General features: G+C 69.9%; 15 protein-coding genes, 1 tRNA gene and 1 other RNA gene. 9 read left to right on the top strand and 8 right to left on the bottom strand.

From position 1 onward, the window contains the following. Positions 1-8 precede the first annotated feature (8 nt). Positions 9-2,735, bottom strand: coding sequence for a pyruvate dehydrogenase (acetyl-transferring), homodimeric type (aceE, locus tag PX701_RS06640; RefSeq protein WP_275505835.1), 2,727 nt, complete (start codon positions 2,733-2,735; stop codon positions 9-11). A 161-nt stretch (positions 2,736-2,896) separates the two neighbouring features. Between aceE and PX701_RS06635 the strand changes: the two genes are divergently transcribed. From PX701_RS06635 to rnpB, 5 genes are all read left to right on the top strand, one after another. Continuing rightward, positions 2,897-3,367 carry a peroxiredoxin gene (locus tag PX701_RS06635; protein WP_231431098.1) on the top strand — a complete coding sequence of 157 codons (471 nt, stop codon included), beginning with the start codon at positions 2,897-2,899 and terminating at the stop codon, positions 3,365-3,367. Positions 3,368-3,431: 64 nt separating this feature from the next. Beyond that, positions 3,432-3,504: transfer RNA gene (locus PX701_RS06630), tRNA-Val, on the top strand. A gap of 1 nt (position 3,505) precedes the next feature. Further along, entirely contained in the window at positions 3,506-4,324 is an 819-nt protein-coding gene (locus PX701_RS06625) for a Nif3-like dinuclear metal center hexameric protein (RefSeq protein ID WP_231431097.1), read from the top strand. Positions 4,325-4,361: 37 nt separating this feature from the next. Further along, positions 4,362-5,099, top strand: coding sequence for a zinc ribbon domain-containing protein (locus PX701_RS06620; protein ID WP_231431096.1), 738 nt, complete (start codon positions 4,362-4,364; stop codon positions 5,097-5,099). Between the two features lie 20 nt (positions 5,100-5,119). After that, an RNA gene (rnpB, locus tag PX701_RS06615) (RNase P RNA component class A) lies at positions 5,120-5,497 on the top strand. A gap of 67 nt (positions 5,498-5,564) precedes the next feature. Here rnpB and ppgK read toward each other — a convergent pair. Together ppgK and map are read right to left on the bottom strand one after the other, a co-directional pair. After that, positions 5,565-6,317 carry a polyphosphate--glucose phosphotransferase gene (ppgK, locus tag PX701_RS06610; RefSeq protein ID WP_231431095.1) on the bottom strand — a complete coding sequence of 251 codons (753 nt, stop codon included), beginning with the start codon at positions 6,315-6,317 and terminating at the stop codon, positions 5,565-5,567. Between the two features lie 49 nt (positions 6,318-6,366). Next, positions 6,367-7,230: a type I methionyl aminopeptidase gene (gene map, locus PX701_RS06605; protein ID WP_231431094.1), complete on the bottom strand. Its 864-nt coding sequence runs from the start codon at positions 7,228-7,230 to the stop codon at positions 6,367-6,369. 11 nt (positions 7,231-7,241) lie between these two features. Here map and PX701_RS06600 point away from each other — a divergent pair, with 11 nt between their 5' ends. Beyond that, entirely contained in the window at positions 7,242-7,427 is a 186-nt protein-coding gene (locus tag PX701_RS06600) for an SPOR domain-containing protein (protein WP_231431093.1), read from the top strand. A gap of 8 nt (positions 7,428-7,435) precedes the next feature. Here the strand turns inward: PX701_RS06600 and panB are convergent, their stop codons facing one another. Beyond that, positions 7,436-8,344, bottom strand: a complete 909-nt coding sequence (panB, locus tag PX701_RS06595) for a 3-methyl-2-oxobutanoate hydroxymethyltransferase (RefSeq protein WP_231431092.1) — start codon at positions 8,342-8,344, stop codon at positions 7,436-7,438. A gap of 99 nt (positions 8,345-8,443) precedes the next feature. Here panB and glnA (PX701_RS06590) point away from each other — a divergent pair, with 99 nt between their 5' ends. Together glnA (PX701_RS06590) and PX701_RS06585 are read left to right on the top strand one after the other, a co-directional pair. After that, entirely contained in the window at positions 8,444-9,781 is a 1,338-nt protein-coding gene (gene glnA / locus PX701_RS06590; RefSeq protein WP_231431091.1) for a type I glutamate--ammonia ligase, read from the top strand. 7 nt (positions 9,782-9,788) lie between these two features. Next, entirely contained in the window at positions 9,789-12,803 is a 3,015-nt protein-coding gene (locus PX701_RS06585; protein ID WP_275505834.1) for a bifunctional [glutamine synthetase] adenylyltransferase/[glutamine synthetase]-adenylyl-L-tyrosine phosphorylase, read from the top strand. A gap of 135 nt (positions 12,804-12,938) precedes the next feature. On the opposite strand, the gene glnA (PX701_RS06580) is transcribed toward PX701_RS06585, so the two are convergent. Next, a complete protein-coding gene (gene glnA, locus PX701_RS06580; RefSeq protein WP_231431089.1) occupies positions 12,939-14,363 on the bottom strand; it encodes a type I glutamate--ammonia ligase in 1,425 nt (474 codons plus the stop codon). 135 nt (positions 14,364-14,498) lie between these two features. On the opposite strand from glnA (PX701_RS06580), the gene PX701_RS06575 reads away from it, so the two are divergent. Beyond that, complete coding sequence (locus PX701_RS06575; protein ID WP_231431088.1) at positions 14,499-14,933, top strand: RDD family protein; 435 nt, start codon at positions 14,499-14,501, stop codon at positions 14,931-14,933. Between the two features lie 81 nt (positions 14,934-15,014). On the opposite strand, the gene PX701_RS06570 is transcribed toward PX701_RS06575, so the two are convergent. From PX701_RS06570 to lipB, 3 genes are all read right to left on the bottom strand, one after another. Beyond that, positions 15,015-15,728: a DUF4191 domain-containing protein gene (locus tag PX701_RS06570; protein WP_231431087.1), complete on the bottom strand. Its 714-nt coding sequence runs from the start codon at positions 15,726-15,728 to the stop codon at positions 15,015-15,017. Positions 15,729-15,826: 98 nt separating this feature from the next. Next, the gene (gene lipA, locus PX701_RS06565) at positions 15,827-16,816 is read right to left on the bottom strand and encodes a lipoyl synthase (RefSeq protein WP_231431086.1); all 990 of its coding nucleotides are present in this window, start codon (positions 16,814-16,816) and stop codon (positions 15,827-15,829) included. After that, complete coding sequence (lipB, locus tag PX701_RS06560) at positions 16,813-17,454, bottom strand: lipoyl(octanoyl) transferase LipB (RefSeq protein ID WP_231431085.1); 642 nt, start codon at positions 17,452-17,454, stop codon at positions 16,813-16,815. Before lipB ends, lipA begins: the two co-directional genes overlap by 4 nt. Between the last annotated feature and the right edge of the window lie 44 nt (positions 17,455-17,498).

Raw genomic sequence — 17,498 nt, 5'->3', positions numbered from 1 at the left:
CGCGCCCGCTAGCTCTCGCCGCCGGCCGATCCGGTCGTACCGGCGTTCACGTCGTGCAACCGGTACTTCTCGATCGCCTGGGCCGGCAACGAGCGGTCGACCTCGCCTCGGTCGGCGAGCAGCTCGAGTGTGCGCACGACGACCGACGGGCCGTCGATCTTGAAGAAGCGACGGGCCGCCGCGCGCGTGTCGGAGAAGCCGAAGTCGTCTGCGCCGAGCGTCGCGTACTGACCGGGCACGTAGGCGCGGATCTGGTCGGGCACCGCGTGGGCGTAGTCGGAGACGGCCACGAACGGACCCTGCGCCCCGCCGAGCTTCTGCGTCAGGTACGGGACCTGCCGCTCGGCGTCGGGGTTGAGGAAGTTGTGCTCGTCGGCGGCGACGCCGTCACGGCGGAGCTCGGACCAGCTGGTCACGCTCCAGATGTCCGCCGACACGCCCCAGTCGTCCGCGAGGAGCTGCTGCGCCTCGAGGATCCACGGCACGGCGACACCCGAGGCGAGCAGCTGGGCCTTCGGGCCGGCGGCACCGGACTCCGAGAGGCGGTGGATGCCGCGGACGATGCCGTCGACGTCGACGCCCTCGGGCTCGGCCGGCTGCACGATCGGCTCGTTGTACACCGTGAGGTAGTACATGACGTTCGGGTCGGCGTGCTGGCCGCCGTACATGCGCTCGAGGCCCGAACGCATGATGTGCCCGATCTCGTAGCCGTACGCGGGGTCGTACGAGACGACCGCGGGGTTCGTCGCTGCGAGGAGCGGCGAGTGACCGTCGGCGTGCTGGAGGCCTTCACCCGTGAGCGTCGTGCGACCGGCGGTCGCGCCGATGATGAAGCCGCGCGCCATCTGGTCGCCGGCGGCCCACATCGCGTCGCCCGTGCGCTGGAACCCGAACATCGAGTAGAACACGTAGATCGGGATCAGCGGCTCGCCCTGCGTCGAGTACGACGTGCCCACGTTGGTGAACGCGGCGAGTGCGCCGGCCTCGTTGATGCCGACGTGCACGATCTGCCCCTGCGGGCTCTCCTTGTACGCCAGCAGCAGCTCGCGGTCGACCGACGTGTAGTGCTGGCCGTTCGGGTTGTAGATCTTCGCGGTCGGGAAGAACGCGTCGATGCCGAAGGTGCGCGCCTCGTCGGGGATGATCGGCACGATGCGGTGGCCGAAGTCCTTCGAGCGGATCAGGTCCTTCAGGAGTCGCACGAACGCCATGGTCGTCGCGATCTCCTGCGTGCCCGAGCCCTTCTTCGCGATCGCGTAGGCCGACTCGTCGGGCAACGCGATCTGCGTGTACTTCGCGCGGCGCTCGGGCGTGTAGCCGCCGAGTGCGCGACGCCGCTCGTGCAGGTACTGGATCGCCGGGTCGGTCTCACCCGGGTTGTAGTACGGCGGCAGGTAGGGGTTCTCCTCGAGCTGCGCGTCCGTGATCGGGATGCGCATCGAGTCGCGGAACGTCTTCAGGTTGTCCAGCGTCATCTTCTTCATCTGGTGGGTCGCGTTGCGACCCTCGAAGGCGGGACCGAGTCCGTAGCCCTTGATGGTCTTCGCGAGGATGACGGTGGGCTGGCCCTTGTGCTCGACCGCGGCCTTGAACGCCGCGTACACCTTGCGGTAGTCGTGGCCGCCGCGCTTGAGGCCCCAGATCTCGTCGTCGCTCAGGTCTTTCACGAGCTCGAGGGCGCGGGGGTCGCGGCCGAAGAAGTTCTCCCGCACGTAGGCGCCCGACTCGGCCTTGTACGTCTGGTAGTCGCCGTCGGGGGTGACGTTCATGAGGTTGCGGAGCGCGCCCTCGTGGTCGTTCGCGAGCAGCGAGTCCCACTCGCGACCCCAGATGACCTTGATCACGTTCCAGCCCGCACCGCGGAAGAAGCTCTCGAGCTCCTGGATGATCTTGCCGTTGCCGCGCACCGGGCCGTCGAGCCGCTGGAGGTTGCAGTTGATGACGAACGTGAGGTTGTCGAGGCCCTCGTTCGCGGCGACCTGGAGCTGGCCGCGGCTCTCGACCTCGTCCATCTCGCCGTCGCCCAGGAACGCCCAGACGTGCTGGTCGGAGGCGTCCTTGATGCCGCGGTTGGTGAGGTACTTGTTGAGCTGCGCCTGGTAGATCGCGTTGATCGGGCCGAGACCCATCGACACGGTCGGGAACTGCCAGAACTCGGGCATGAGCCGCGGGTGCGGGTAGCTCGAGAGGCCGTTCGGGGCGTGCGACTTCTCCTGGCGGAAGCCGTCGAGCTGGTCGCTCGAGAGACGGCCCTCGAGGAACGCGCGTGCGTACATGCCGGGGGAGGCGTGACCCTGGTAGAAGACCTGGTCGCCGCCGCCGGGGTGGTCCTGCCCGCGGAAGAAGTGGTTGAAGCCGACCTCGTACAGGGCGGCGCTCGACGCGTAGGTCGAGATGTGCCCGCCGACGCCGATGCCGGGACGCTGCGCGCGGTGCACGAGCATGGCGGCGTTCCAGCGGATCCACGCGCGATAGCGGCGCTCGGTCTCCTCGTCGCCCGGGAACTCCGGCTCGTTCTCGGGCGCGATCGTGTTCAGGTAGTCGGTGGTGGGCACCATCGGCACGCCGAGGTGCAGCTCCTTCGAGCGCTTCAGCAGGCTGAGCATGATCTCACGCGCCCGCTGGTGGCCCTTCTCGGCGACGAGCGAGTCGAGCGACTCCGCCCATTCGTTCGTCTCCTCGGGATCCGAGTCCATCGCCTCGACCGAGTAAGGATCCTGGTCGTTGACAGTCACACTCGACCTCTCTTCTCTGCAGGGATCACCTGCGTGGTGTGGACGTGCGCACGCCGAGGCTGACCGCCTCGCGGTCGCATGGCACCCCGCCATCCTAATGAGTCTCGTCGGGAATCGGGGGCGGTACGATGATGGGCCGTTCCGATCGGAGGTCCCCGTCCATGATCCTCGCCCCTGGTGCCGTCGCGCCCGACTTCGACCTCGTCGACCAGCACGGGCAGACCGTGCGGCTCGCCGACTTCCGCGGCCGGCGACCGGTCGTGCTCGTGTTCTTCCCTCTGGCCTTCTCGGGCATCTGCCAGGGCGAGCTGTGCGAGCTGCGCGACAACTTCGCGATGTTCGCCGACGAGTCGGTCGAGCTCATCGGCGTGTCGGTCGACTCCAAGCACACGCTCCGGGCGTGGAGCGAGGCGCAGGGCTACGGGTTCCGCCTGCTCGCCGACTTCTGGCCGCACGGCGAGGTCGCCGCGGCGTACGGCGCGTTCGACGCCGAGCACGGCGTCGCGGCACGCGCGACCTTCCTCATCGACGACGACGGCGTGGTGGTCGACAGTTTCGCCACGCCGAAGGGCGAGGCGCGTCCGCTCGAGCGGTACCGCGAGGCGCTCGCTTCGCTGCGAAGGGCCGCCTGACCCGGCGGGATGCCGCGCCGCCCGGCCGCTCGGATACGATGAGCCTGCGCCGCGTGCGGCGCGAGGGCCTTTAGCTCAGTTGGTAGAGCGCCACGTTTACACCGTGGATGTCGTCGGTTCGAGCCCGGCAGGGCCCACATGTCGCTGGTCCTCGCCGATGTGCTCGCCGTCACCGAACGCCTCTGGCCCGCGGCCGGCACCGAGGCGTGGGATGCCTCGGGGCTCGTCTCCGGCGCTCTCGACGCGCCCGTGCGGCGGGTGCTGCTGGCCGTCGACGCGGTCGCCGCGACGGTCGACGAAGCCGTGGCCTCCGGCGCCGACCTGCTGATCGCGCACCATCCGCTGCTGCTGCGGGGCGTCACGACGGTCGCAGAGGACCGCTACAAGGGCGCGCTGCTCGCCCGGCTCATCCGCGCCGACTGCGCCCTGCTCGCGGCGCACACGAACGCGGACGTCGTCGCGACCGGCACGAGCGCAGTGCTTGCCGATCGGCTCGGCCTCGCCGAGCAGCGCCCGATCGAGGCATCCGACGACGGTGACACGGGGCTCGGCCGGGTCGGTCGCCTGACCGAGCCGACCACGCTCGGCCGTCTCGCGCGACGCATCGCCGAGCTCCTCCCGGCGACCGCGACCGGCGTGCGTGCTGCCGGCGGATTCGACGACCCGGTCGAGACGGTCGCGGTCTGCGGCGGGGCCGGCGATTCGCTGCTCGGGCACCCTGCGGTACGTGCGGCCGACGTCTACGTCACCGCCGACCTGCGCCACCATCCCGCCTCCGAGGCGCGCGAGCAGGCCGCGCTCGGCGGCGGACCCGCGCTCGTCGACGTCTCGCACTGGGCGAGCGAGTGGCTCTGGCTGGACGTCGCCGCCGCCGAGCTGCGCGCGGCCCTGCCGGGGCTCGAGATCGTCGTGAGCGAGCTGCGCACCGACCCATGGGACTTCCAGGTCGTGCAATGATGACGAGTCCAGCCCAGACCCCCGCGAGGAGCACCACGTGAAGGCCACGCCCGCCGACCAGCAGGAACTGCTGCGGCTCCAGTCGATCGACACCCGCATCCAGCAGCTCGCGCACCGGCTCGGCGTCCTGCCGCAGACCGCGCAGCTCGCCGAGCTCGCCAAGCGCGAGACGGCGGTGCGCGGCACCCGTGCTGAGGCGATCGGCACGCTCGAGGACGCGAAGACGGAGCTCGCCCGGCTCGAGTCCGATGTCGCCGTCGTCGAGGCCCGTATCGCCCGCGACTCGGACCGGCTGCAGCACACCTCGTCGGTGAAGGACGTGCAGGCGCTCGAGGCGGAGCTCGCCTCCCTCGCCAAGCGGCGCGGCGACCTCGAAGACCAGGAGCTCGTCGTGATGGAGCGGGTCGAGGAGGCCGAGGTCGTAGTCTCGAGCATCGACCTGCAGCGCGCCGCCATCGAATCCGAGGTCGCCGAGCTCGAGGCCGAGCGCGATGCCGCAGCGGGCGGCATCACCGTCGAGCGCGAGCAGGCCGAGCGCGATCGGGAGGTCGTCGCGTCGGGCGTCCCCGCCGAACTCCTCGCCTTCTACGAGCAGCGTCGCACGCGCGGCGCCGGCGTCGGCGCGGCCCTCCTGCGCCAGCGCACCTGCGGCGGGTGCACGATGACGCTCACGGGCTCCGACCTCGAGTCGGTGCGTCGGTCCGCGCCCGACGACGTCGTGCAGTGCCCCGAGTGCGACCGCATCCTCGTGCGCACCGACGAGTCGGGGCTCTGACGGTAGACTTCAGGGGCGAGTGGGTCGGCAAGACGGTCGCGTCGCACGGTTCACCCCGTGCGCCGAGGAACGTCCGGGCTCCACAGGGCAGGACGGTGGGTAACACCCACCCGGGGCGACCCGCGAGACAGTGCCACAGAAAGCAGACCGCCTCCCGCGCGAGCGGGCGGTAAGGGTGAAACGGTGGGGTAAGAGCCCACCAGCGGCCGGGGTGACCCGGCCGGCTCGGTAAACCTCGTCCGGAGCAAGGTCAGACAGGGAACCATGGGGCTGCCCGTCCCGTTCCCGGGTAGACCGCTGGAGGGTCACGGCGACGTGGCCCCGAGAGAGATGGCCGTCCAGCCGCGAGACGCAAGGCTCGCGGTGAACAGAACCCGGCGTATCAGCCGGCCCGCTCGCACCACGAGGCGTGGCGCCGACTCCGGTGATCGCGCCGGCGATCGCGGGCGGCGTTGCACCACACGGTCATTTCGCCGCGAGCGACGCGGCCCCGATGATGCCGGCGTTGTTGCGGTGGCGGGCGGGTACGATCGGCGTCTTCAGGTCGAGCAGCGGCAGGAACTGCTCGTGGTGCTTCGACACGCCGCCGCCGACGACGAACAGGTCGGGCGAGAAGATGAACTCGATGTGCGCGTAGAACCGCTGCAGGCGGGCGGCCCACGACGCCCAGTCGAGCGACTCGCGCTCCATCGCGGAGTACGCCGCGCGCTTCTCGGCCTCGGTGCCGTCGAGCTCGATGTGCCCGAGTTCGGTGTTCGGAACCAGCACGCCGTCGTAGAGGAACGCGGACCCGATGCCCGTTCCGAGCGTCGTGAGGATGACGAGCCCATCGGCGTCGACCGCCGCACCGTAGCGCGACTCGGCGTAGCCGGCGGCATCCGCGTCGTTGATGAAGTGGATCTCGCGGCCGAAGGTCTCCTCGAAGAGCTCCTCGGCAGGCAGTCCGATCCACTCGCGCGAGATGTTCGCAGCCGACAGGGTGCGACCGCGCTTGACGATCGCCGGGAAGCAGACGCCGAGCGGCAGCGACTCGTCGAAGTCGGCCGAGAGCCGGTCGAGCAGCTCGGTGGTCGCGGTCAGGATGTCGGCGGGACGGCCGCCCTCGGGCGTCTTGACCTTGATGCGGTCGGAGACGAGGGTGCCCTCGCCGAGGTCGACGACTGCTCCCTTGATCCCCGTGCCGCCGATGTCGATGCCGATCGCGAGTTCCGTGGCCATGCGCTCACACTATCGCGGTGCCGTGCGGCGAACGCTCAGGCCGGATGCGTCACGGGAGGGTGAGGATCTCGGCGCCGCGGTCGGTGACGACGAGCGTGTGCTCGAACTGGGCGGTGAGGGAACGGTCGCGGGTGACGACCGTCCAATCGTCGGCCCAGACGTCCCATTCGACGGTGCCGAGCGTGAGCATCGGCTCGATGGTGAACACCATGCCCTCCTCGATGACCGTCGTCGCGCTCGGGTCGTCGAAGTGGGGGATCACGAGCCCGGTATGGAACGCCCGGCCCACCCCGTGCCCCGTGTAGTCGCGCACGACGCCGTAGCCGAAACGCCTGGCGTACGCCTCGATCGCGCGCCCGATCACGTTCACCTGACGGCCGGGCGCGACGGCGCGGATGCCTCGTGCGAGTGCCTCGCGCGTGCGATCGACGAGCAGCGCGGCCTCCTCGCCGGCGTCGCCGACGAGGAACGTGTGGTTGAGGTCGCCGTGCATGCCGTCGAGGAAGGCGGTGACGTCGAGGTTCACGAGATCGCCGTCGACGAGCACGGTGTCGTCGGGGATGCCGTGGCAGATGACCTCGTTGACCGAGGTGCAGCTCGACTTCGGATAGCCGCGGTAGCCGAGGGTCGACGGGTACGCCCCGTGGCCTGTGACGTACTCGTGCACGATGCGGTCGAGCTCGTCGGTCGTGACGCCCGGGCGGATGGCCGCCGCGGCCTCCTCGATCGCGCCGGCCGCGATGCGGCCGGCGGCCCGGATGCGCTCGACTTCGTCGGGTGCGTACCGGTCGCCGCCCGGGTTCGGGGCGGGTGCACGACGGCCCACGTACTCGGGCCGGGCGATGCCGGCGGGCACGGCGCGCGCCGGTGAGAGTCGTCCGGGGATCAGGTGGCCGGCGGCGTCTTTGGGCATAGGATCAGCCTATGACCGAGGACGTCGAGCACATGTTCTGGTACAACCTCAAGACCGGTGCGGTCGAACAGGGGTTCGTCTCGCAGTCGGTCGACCGGGTCGGCCCCTTCGAGACGCGGGAAGAGGCCGAGCGGGCGCTCGAGATCCTTCGCGCGAACAGTGCGAAGTGGGCCGAGGAGGACGCGGCCGACGACTGATCAGCGGGTCACTCGAACGAGTGCTCCGCGGTCGGATACGCCCCCGACTCGACGTCGGCGCGCCACTCGTTGGCCGCCGCACTGAGCACGCCGGCGAGATCCGCATACTTCTTGACGAACCGCGGCACCCGGCCGGTGGTGAGGCCGGCCCAGTCGGTCCAGACGAGCAGCTGGCCGTCGGTGTGCGGACCGGCGCCGACGCTGATGGTCGGGATGTCGAGGAGCTCGGTGACCTGGCGGGCCGCTTCGGCCGGCACCATCTCGAGCACGACGGCGAACGCGCCGGCATCCTGCACGGCCCGGGCATCTGCGAGCAGCTGGTCGAGGCCCTCGCCGCGTCCCTGGATGACGTGGCCGCCGAGCCCGTGCTCGCTCTGCGGGGTGTAGCCGATGTGCGCCATCACCGGGATGCCGGCGTTCACGATGCGCCGGATCTGCTTGGCGCTGCGCTCCCCGCCCTCGAGCTTGACGGCGTGCGCCCCGGTCTCCTTCATGAATCGCACGGCGGTGTGCAGTGCGTCCTCGGGGCCGTTCTCGTACGAGCCGAACGGCATGTCGGCGATCACGAAGGCCCGCTTGACCGCCCCGGCGACGGCTCGCGTCAGCGGGATGAGGTCGTCGACCTTGACCGGAAGCGTCGTCTCGTAGCCGAGCACGTTGTTGCCGGCCGAGTCGCCGACGAGCAGGAAGTCGATGCCCGCCTCGTCGAAGATGTGCGCCGTGAGCTGGTCGTAGCTCGTGAGCCCGGTGATCTTGATGCCGTTGCGCTTCGCGTTCTGGAAGTGGCGGGTGCGCACCCGCTTCGGACCGCCGGTCGCGGAGGCGCCGCCGTAGGGGTTCAGCTCCGCCGTGGCGTCGGAGGCCGCGCCGGTCGGGGCGGAGGTGTCGGATGCTGAGGTCTGGGGCTCGCCTGACATGCCGCAATCCTCGCACATCGGCCGAGCCCGATCGGCTGCCGCGAGGCCGCCCTGCGGCGGCCGGTGCCGGTACGCTGGGATCTGCGAGAGAGGGTGTGGATGGATAAGCAGCGCGACTTCGTTCTTCGCACGATCGAGGAGCGGGGGGTCAAGTTCGTCAGGCTCTGGTTCACCGACGTCGTCGGCACCCTGAAGTCGGTCGCGATCGCACCGGCCGAGGTCGAGGGCGCGTTCACCGAGGGCATCGGGTTCGACGGCTCGGCGATCGAGGGCCTGAGCCGCACGTACGAGTCCGACCTGCTGGCCTACCCCGACCCGTCGACGTTCCAGACGCTGCCCTGGCGGGGCGATGTGGACCCGACCGGTCGCATGTTCTGCGACATCACCACGCCCGACGGCGAGCCGGCGGTCGCCGACCCGCGGAACGTGCTGAAGCGCACCCTCGAGCGCGCCGCCGATCGAGGGTTCACCTTCTACACGCATCCCGAGATCGAGTTCTACCTGCTGCGCTCGTCGAAGTTCGGCGACGAGGGGCCGATCCCCGTCGACTCGGCCGGGTACTTCGACAACGTCCCCGGCGGCACGGCGCACGACTTCCGCCGCCGCTCGGTGCGCATGCTCGAAGACCTCGGCATCTCGGTCGAGTTCAGCCACCACGAGGCGGGCCCCGGCCAGAACGAGATCGACCTCCGCTATGCCGACGCCCTCACGACGGCCGACAACATCATGACGTTCCGCACCGTCGTCAAGGAGGTCGCGATCGAGCAGGGCGTCTACGCGACGTTCATGCCGAAGCCCTTCTCGCAGTACCCCGGATCGGGCATGCACACGCACCTGTCGCTCTTCGAGGGCGACACGAACGCGTTCTACGAGCCCGGCGCGCAGTACCAGCTGTCGAAGATCGGTCGTCAGTTCATCGCCGGCCTGCTGCGCCACGCGAACGAGATCTCGGCCGTGACGAACCAGTTCGTGAACTCCTACAAGCGGCTGTGGGGCGGCGACGAGGCACCGAGCTTCATCTGCTGGGGCCACAACAACCGCTCGGCGCTCGTGCGCGTTCCGCTCTACAAGCCGAACAAGGGTCAGAGCGCGCGAGTCGAGTATCGCGCGATCGACTCGGCGGCGAACCCGTACCTCGCCTTCTCCCTGCTGCTCGCAGCCGGCATGAAGGGCATCGAGGAGGGCTACGAGCTGCCGTCCGAGGCGGAGGACGACGTGTGGGCGCTCACCGACAGCGAGCGCCGCGCGCTCGGCTACCATCCGCTGCCGGCGAGCCTCGATCACGCGATCGAGTACATGGAGGGTTCCGAACTCGTCGCCGAGACGCTCGGCGAGCAGGTCTACAACTACGTGCTCGCGAACAAGCGGGCCGAGTGGCGCGACTACCGCTCGCAGGTCACGCCCTTCGAGCTGCACCGCAATCTCGAGATCCTCTGACCGCCGGATGTCTCGACAGGCGCCGACGCTCGGCCGACTCGCACGTGCCGGCTTCGACGACCTCGACCGGGCGTCGACGCGCCTCGGGGAGCTCGCGGCGGCGACCGGGGTCGATGGCGAGGCGCTCCTCGCGGCGCTGGGCGCAGCGGCCGACCCCGACTCGGCGCTGATCGAGTTCCGCCGCCTGCACGACCGGGCGCCTGCGGAGGTCGCCGCGGTGCTCGACGAACCCGCGGCGGCCGAGCGACTCGCCCGACTGGTGGGCGCATCGCGGGGTCTCGCCGACTTCCTGAACCGCCATCCCGCCGAGATCGCGCTGCTGCAGGCGGTGCCGGCGCCGCCACCCACGAGCACCGAGGCGCGATCCTCGCTGCTCGCAGCGGTCGACGGACTCGCGCCCGAGCGCGTCGACGATCCCGACGCGCTGGCTGCGGCGATCCGCGTGCGATATCGCCGGCTGCTCGCCGGCGTGGCCGTCTACGACCTCACCCGGCACGACGCGGTCGACGTCGTCGAGTCCGTCTCGGCGGGGCTCGCCGACCTCGCCGGCGCCGCCCTGGACGCCGCCCTCGCCGGTGCACGCCGGATCGTCGCGCGCGACGAGGGCGCCCCCGCCGCGCCCGGCCGGTATCCCGCGGCGGAGGTCGCGGCGACGCGGCTCGCCGTCATCGGCATGGGCAAGGCCGGCGCCCGCGAGCTGAACTACGTGAGCGATGTCGATGTCATCTTCGTCGCCGAATCCGCTGACGAGCAGGCGGTGTCGACCCCGCGCGCCGTCGAGATCGCGACGCGTCTCGCGATGGTGACCATGCGATTGATCGGCGAGCCCGGCATCGAGCCGCCGCTGTGGGAGGTCGATCCGAACCTGCGCCCGGAGGGCAAGGACGGGGCGCTCGTACGCACGCTCGACTCGCACCTCCAGTACTACGAGCGCTGGGCGAAGAGCTGGGAGTTCCAGGCGTTGCTGAAGGCGCGCCCGCTCGCGGGGGACCTCGAGCTCGGCGGCCGATACACGGCCGGCGTCGAGCCGATGGTGTGGTCGAGCTCGAGCCGGGAGGGCTTCGTCGAGTCGGTGCAGCGCATGCGCGAGCGGGTCACCGAGCACATCCCGGCCGACGAGGTGGATGTCCAGTTGAAGCTCGGTCCAGGTGGCCTGCGCGACATCGAGTTCACCGTGCAGCTGCTGCAGCTCGTGCACGGCGCGACCGATGATTCGATCCGGCAGGGCGGCACCCTGCTCGCCCTCACGGCCCTCGCCGAGGCGGGATACGTCGGTCGCGAGGAGGCGGGGGAGTTCTCCCGCGACTACCGGGTGCTCCGCGTGCTCGAGCATCGGCTGCAGCTCGAACGCCTTCGACGAACGCACCTGATGCCGCGAGACGCCGACAGCCTGCGCATCCTCGCTCGGGCGTCTGGGCTCGGACGCGACGCCGCCGAGCTGACCCGCGTCTGGCAGTCGACGCGGCAGCGGGTGCGCGGTCTCCACCAGCGCCTCTTCTACCGGCCGCTGCTGTCGGCGGTGGCCGCGCTGCCCGCGTCGGGCCTCGAGCTCACCAGTGCGCAGGCGGAGGCGAGGCTCGCCGCCATCGGGTTCCGCGATCCTCGCGGTGCGCTGGCGCACATCGCCGCGCTGACGTCGGGCCTCTCGCGGCGGGCGACGATCCAGCGACACCTGATGCCCGTGCTCATCTCGTGGTTCGCTGAGGGGACCGATCCCGATTTCGGGCTCCTCTCCTTCCGCCGCCTGAGCGACACGCTCGGGACGACGCACTGGTACCTTCGGCTGCTGCGCGACTCGTCCGACGCGGCGCTTCGGCTCACCCGCGTCCTGTCGGGGTCGCGCTATGCCGCCGAACTCCTCGAGCGCACACCCGAGGCGGTCGCCTGGCTCGAGGACCTCGAGGAGCTTCGACCCCGCTCGCTCGCCGCACTCCAGGACGAGACGCGCGCCGTGCTCCGACGTCACGGCGAGTCCGACGACGCGGCGAAGATCTTCCGCGCCATCCGGCGCCGCGAGATGCTGCGCCTCGCGTTGGCCGGCATCCTCGACGTCACGACCGTCGAAGAGCTCGGGCACGGGCTCACCGATCTCACCGAGAACCACATCGCCGCGCTTGTCGCGGCGATACGGGGCGGCGAGTCCGACGGCATCGAGTTCGCGGTGATCGGCATGGGCCGCTTCGGCGGCCGGGAGCTCGGCATCGGCTCCGATGCCGACATCATCTACGTGTATCGCGCTCAGGGCGCAGAGCCCGATGCAGCGCATTCCCGCGCGCTGCGCATCGTGAGCGAGCTCGTGCGACTCTCAGAGGATGCGCGGCTGCCGTTCGAGCTCGACGCCGACCTCCGGCCCGAGGGGCGCAACGGCGTCGTCGCCCGATCGCTCGACGCCTACCGCGCGTACTACTCGCGCTGGTCGCTCACGTGGGAGGCGCAGGCGCTCCTGCGGGCGCGTGGCGTCGCCGGCGACCGCGCACTGATCGACGACTTCACCGAGCTCGCCGACACCGTCCGCTATCCGAGCGAGATCGGTGAGCAGGAGGTCCGCGAGGTCAAGCGCATCAAGGCGCGCGTCGAGAACGAACGGCTTCCGCAGGGAGCCGACCCGACCCGCCACCTGAAGCTCGGCCGCGGCTCGATCTCCGACGTCGAGTGGTTCGTGCAGCTCGTGCAGCTGCAGCACGGCGCAGAGATCGCGTCGTTGCGCACGACGTCGACGCTCCGCGCGCTCGACGCCTCGACCGAGGCGGGACTCATCGATCGTGCCGATGCCGAGACGCTCCGGGCGGCGTGGGTGTTCGCCTCGCGGGCCCGCTCGGCGCTCACCCTCTGGCTCGACAAGACGACCGACGTGCTGCCCGTCGAACGTTCGCAGCTCGAGGGCGTCGCCCGCATCATGGGCTACCCGGCGGGCTCGGCGACGCAACTCGAGCACGACTACCTGCAGCTCACCCGGCGGTCTCGTGCGGTGTTCGAACGGGGCTTCTACGGCCTCGAGCCGAAGCGCGAACCGACCGTCTGACGACGCGAGCAGCGCCGTGCGATCGCACGCCCGCCACGTGGAATCCGAACGGTTTCCTCGGGGTCGGAATGCACGAGAAGGGCCGCCCCGCTTGCGCGGGACGGCCCTTCGTTGGCAGCAGGGGGCTGCGGGTGATCAGACGCCGTAGTAGAGCTCGAACTCGAACGGGTGCGGCCGCTGCGCGAGGGGCTTGAGCTCCTTCTCGCGCTTGTAGTCGATCCAGGTCTCGATGAGCTCCTTCGTGAACACGCCGCCCTCGAGGAGGAAGTCGTGGTCGGCCTCGAGCGCGGCCAGCGCCTCGCCGAGCGATCCCGGCACCTGGGGAATGGCCTTGGCCTCCTCGGGCGGGAGCTCGTAGAGGTCCTTGTCGACCGGCTCGTGCGGCTCGATGCGGTTCTTGATGCCGTCGAGGCCGGCCATGAGCTGCGCGGCGAACGCGAGGTACGGGTTGCCCGAGGCATCCGGCGCGCGGAACTCGATGCGCTTCGCCTTGGGGTTGGTGCCCGTGATCGGGATGCGGATCGACGCCGAGCGGTTGCCCGCCGAGTAGACGAGGTTGACCGGGGCCTCGAAGCCCGGGACGAGGCGGTGGTACGAGTTCACCGTCGGGTTCGTGAAGGCGAGCACAGCGGGGGCGTGCTTGAGGAGGCCACCGATGTACCAGCGCGCGATGTCGCTGAGGCCGCCGTAGCCGGCCTCGTCGTAGAAGAGCGGCTTGCCGTCGTTCCAGAGCGACTGGTGGGTGTGCATGCCCGAGCCGTTGTCGCCGAAGAGGGGCTTCGGCATGAACGTCGCCGTCTTGCCCCACTGCTCGGCGGTGTTCTTGACGATGTACTTGAACTTCAGGATGTCGTCGGCCGCGTGCACCATCGTGTCGAAGCGGTAGTTGATCTCGGCCTGGCCGCCCGTGCCGACCTCGTGGTGCGAACGCTCGAGAATCAGCCCGGCGTCGATGAGCTTCAGGCAGATGTCGTCGCGCAGGTCGGCCTGCTTGTCGACGGGGGAGACCGGGAAGTAGCCGCCCTTGTAGGGGGTCTTGTTGCCGAGGTTGCCGCCCTCTTCGGCACGGCCCGAGTTCCAGGCGCCCTCCTCGGAGTCGACCGAGTAGAAGCTCGAGTGCTGGTTCACCTCGTAGCGCACGTCGTCGAAGATGTAGAACTCCGCCTCGGGGGCGAAGAAGGCCGTGTCGGCGATGCCGGTCGAGGCGAGGTACTTCTCGGCCTTCTTCGCGACCTGGCGCGGGTCCTTCGCGTAGATCTCACCGTTGCGGGGGTTGTAGATGTCGAAAACCATGACCAGCGTGCGCTCGGCGCGGAACGCGTCGATGTACGCGGTCGACACGTCGGGGATGAGCTGCATGTCGGACTCGTGGATGTTCGCGAACCCGCGGATCGAGGAGCCGTCGAACAGCTGCCCGACGGTGAAGAACTCCTCGTCGACCGTGGAGGCCGGGATGTTGAAGTGCTGCTGCACGCCGGGCAGGTCGGTGAACCGGATGTCGAGGAACTTGACATCGGTCTCTTTGATGAACTTGAGCACTTCGGACGAATCACTGAACATGTGATGATCTCCAGGGGGCGGGTGGAACGGATGGACTTGCACAGCCAACGGCGACGGTATCCGCACGCCGTTTCCCGACCGTGACCGGAATGTTTCGGCCATGTTACGCCCATGCCCGATCGGTAGACTCGTGGGGTGCCCGACGCGAAACCCCAGACCTTCGGAGATCTCGAACCCAGCCGCTGGCCCGGCGAACGACTCGGGCTCCCCGCAGAGGGGAGGGGGTCGGTCGGCCGGGCGGGCCGTCGGATCGCGGCGATCTTCATCGACTGGGGCAGCGCGATGCTCATCTCGCTGCTCTTCACGCCGTACGAATCCGTTGCGTACACGTGGGTGACGCCGCTCGTCTTCGCCGTCCTGCAGATCGTGTTCATCCCGACGATCGGCGGGAGCATCGGGCACCGGCTCCTCGGCATGCACGTCGTCCCGCTCGAGGGCGGCTGGATCGGCCTCTGGCGGCCCGTCGTCCGCACGGCCCTGCTCCTCATCGTCGTGCCGGCGCTCGTGTGGGACTCCGACCAGCGAGGCTTCCACGACAAGGTCGCGGGAACGGTGCTCATCCGGGCGTGACCGGTTCCGAGCCATCCGGCCCGTGAACGACGGAGCGGCACCCGCTTCGTGAAGCGGATGCCGCGTGGTCGGCGTGTGCGCTCAGCGCATCTTGCCGCGCTGGGGCCGAACCTTCATCGGGTCGATGCCCTTGGGAATCGGCAGCGACGTCTGCAGCGAGTTCAGGCGGTTCGTGACGGCGAGCACCTCGGGCTTCGTGAGCGCCTTCTTGGTCTTGCGCAACGTCGACGGAAGCTTGTAGAGCTCGATCGATCCCTCGTCATGGCCGACGGAGATGAGCGTGATCGGCACGTTCGGCAGCACGCGGGCGACCTTGCGCTGCTCGTCGTCGAGCATGCGCTTCGTGCGCGTGGCCGGCCCTTCGCTGATGAGCGCGACCCCGCCGCGGCCGACCGCGCGGTACACCGCGTCCTGCGTCTTGCCGTTGACGGCGACCGGCATCTCGTTGCCGACCCATGCACCGCGCAGGCCGCTGCGCAGCACGGCGCCGACGGCACCCGGCTGCCCGTCGATCTGGGCATAGGCGGCACGCTCGGCACGCCGGCCGAGGACGACGAGTGCGAGCAGAAGGCCGGCGAGCACTCCGGCGACGATCCAGAGGGCGATCGTGAAGCCGTTGCCCTCGCTCAGCCAGAGGGCGAGCGCGAGGCCCGCGAGCACCGGCACGAGGAACGCGAGGAGCATCAGCCACTGCGCGGTCGGGTCGTAGCGGCGGGTCATCTGGAAGACCTGCCACATCTGCTTGAGCCGGCCCGGCTCCTTCTGAGCCTTCGATGCGTCCTTCGTGCGTGCCATGGTGTCTAGGATACCGGCGGCCGGAGGCCGCTCGGACCGCGATGGGCGCGGAGCGAGCGGCCCCAGACGAAGACGAGGTCGTCGGGCCGACCGGTCGATCAGCCGACGGCCTGGGCGAAGCCGAGCGACGTGTCGGCGAGGTGGGCGAGGCCGGGCGGGAGTGCTCGGCCCTTCGCGTGCATCGACTGCGCCCACAGCCGTCCGGCGCGGTACGACGAGCGCACGAGCGGACCCGAGAGCACGCCGAGGAAGCCGATCTCCTCCGCCTCCGCCTTGATCTCGAGGAACTCCTCCGGACGCACCCAGCGTGCGACCGGCAGATGGCGCGGGCTCGGCCGCAGATACTGCGTGACCGTGATGATGTCGGTGCCGGCGTCGTGGAGGTCGTGCAGCGCCTGCGTGATCTCTGACCGCTCCTCGCCCATGCCGAGGATGAGGTTGGACTTCGTGATGAGCCCTGCGTCGCGTCCCTGCGTGATCACGTCGAGCGAGCGCTCGTAGCGGAACGCCGGGCGGATGCGCTTGAAGATGCGCGGCACCGTCTCGACGTTGTGCGCGAACACCTCGGGCTCTGCGTCGAAGACCTGCTGCAGCAGCTCGGGCTCGCCGTTGAAATCGGGCACGAGGATCTCGACACCGGTGCCGGGGGACTGCCGGTGGATCTCGCGGATCGTCTCGGCGTAGAGCCAGGCTCCGCCGTCGGGCAGGTCGTCGCGGGCGACGCCCGTGACGGTCGAGTAGCGCAGCTGCATTCGCACGACCGACTCTCCGACGCGCCGCGGCTCGTCGGAGTCGAAGTCGGCCGGCTTGCCGGTGTCGATCTGGCAGAAGTCGCAGCGCCGCGTGCATTGCGAGCCGCCGATGAGGAAGGTGGCCTCGCGGTCCTCCCAGCACTCGTAGATGTTGGGGCAGCCGGCCTCCTGGCAGACCGTGTGCAGTTCCTCGCTCTTCACGAGCGACTGCAGCGCGCGGTATTCGGGACCCATCTTCGCCCGGGTCTTGATCCACTCGGGCTTGCGTTCGATCGGCGTCTGGGCGTTGCGGACTTCGAGGCGCAGCATCCTGCGCCCCTCGGGTGCGGTGGTCATGCGGCCAGCGCCTCCTCGAACTCGTCGCGCAGACGTGCGCCCACGGCGTCGACCAGGTCGGCGGGCGTCACCGTGCGGCCGAGCTCGCGACTGATCGTGGTCACGCCGGCGTCGCGGATTCCGCAGGCGACGATCCGCTCGTACGGCTCGAGCGAGTTCGAGCAGTTGAGGGCGAAGCCGTGCATCGTGACGCCTTCGGCGACACGGATGCCGATCGCGGCGATCTTGTTCTCGAGCCCGGGCGACCCGACCCAGACGCCGGAGCGTCCGTCGACTCGGCGTCCGTCGACGCCGAGCTCCTGGAGGACGTCGATGAGGACGCCCTCGAGTCGGCGCACGTAGCCGACGACGTCGACCGGCTCGGCGAGGTGGATGATCGGATACCCCACGAGCTGGCCGGGACCGTGCCAGGTGATCTTGCCGCCGCGGTCGACGTCGATGACGGGTGTCCCGTCGGTCGGCCGTTCGTCGGGAGCGGTTCGCTTCCCGGCAGTGTAGACGGAGGGGTGCTCCAGGAGGAGGACGGTGTCGGGGCGTTCGCCCGCGACGACCGCGCGATGGACGGCGCGCTGAAGGTCGAGACCCTCGATGTACGGCACGGAGTTGGCGCTTAGCCCCGTGACGACGATGTCGAGCATTCGGCCAGTCTAGGCGACTCGTCCTCCCCAACCGTGGCGGTGCC

The sequence above is a fragment of the Agromyces chromiiresistens genome (assembly GCF_029167465.1).
GTDB classification, from domain to species: domain Bacteria; phylum Actinomycetota; class Actinomycetes; order Actinomycetales; family Microbacteriaceae; genus Agromyces; species Agromyces chromiiresistens.
The sequence above is the reverse complement of the archived record's forward strand: the minus strand, read 5'-3'. Positions and strand labels throughout refer to the sequence as shown.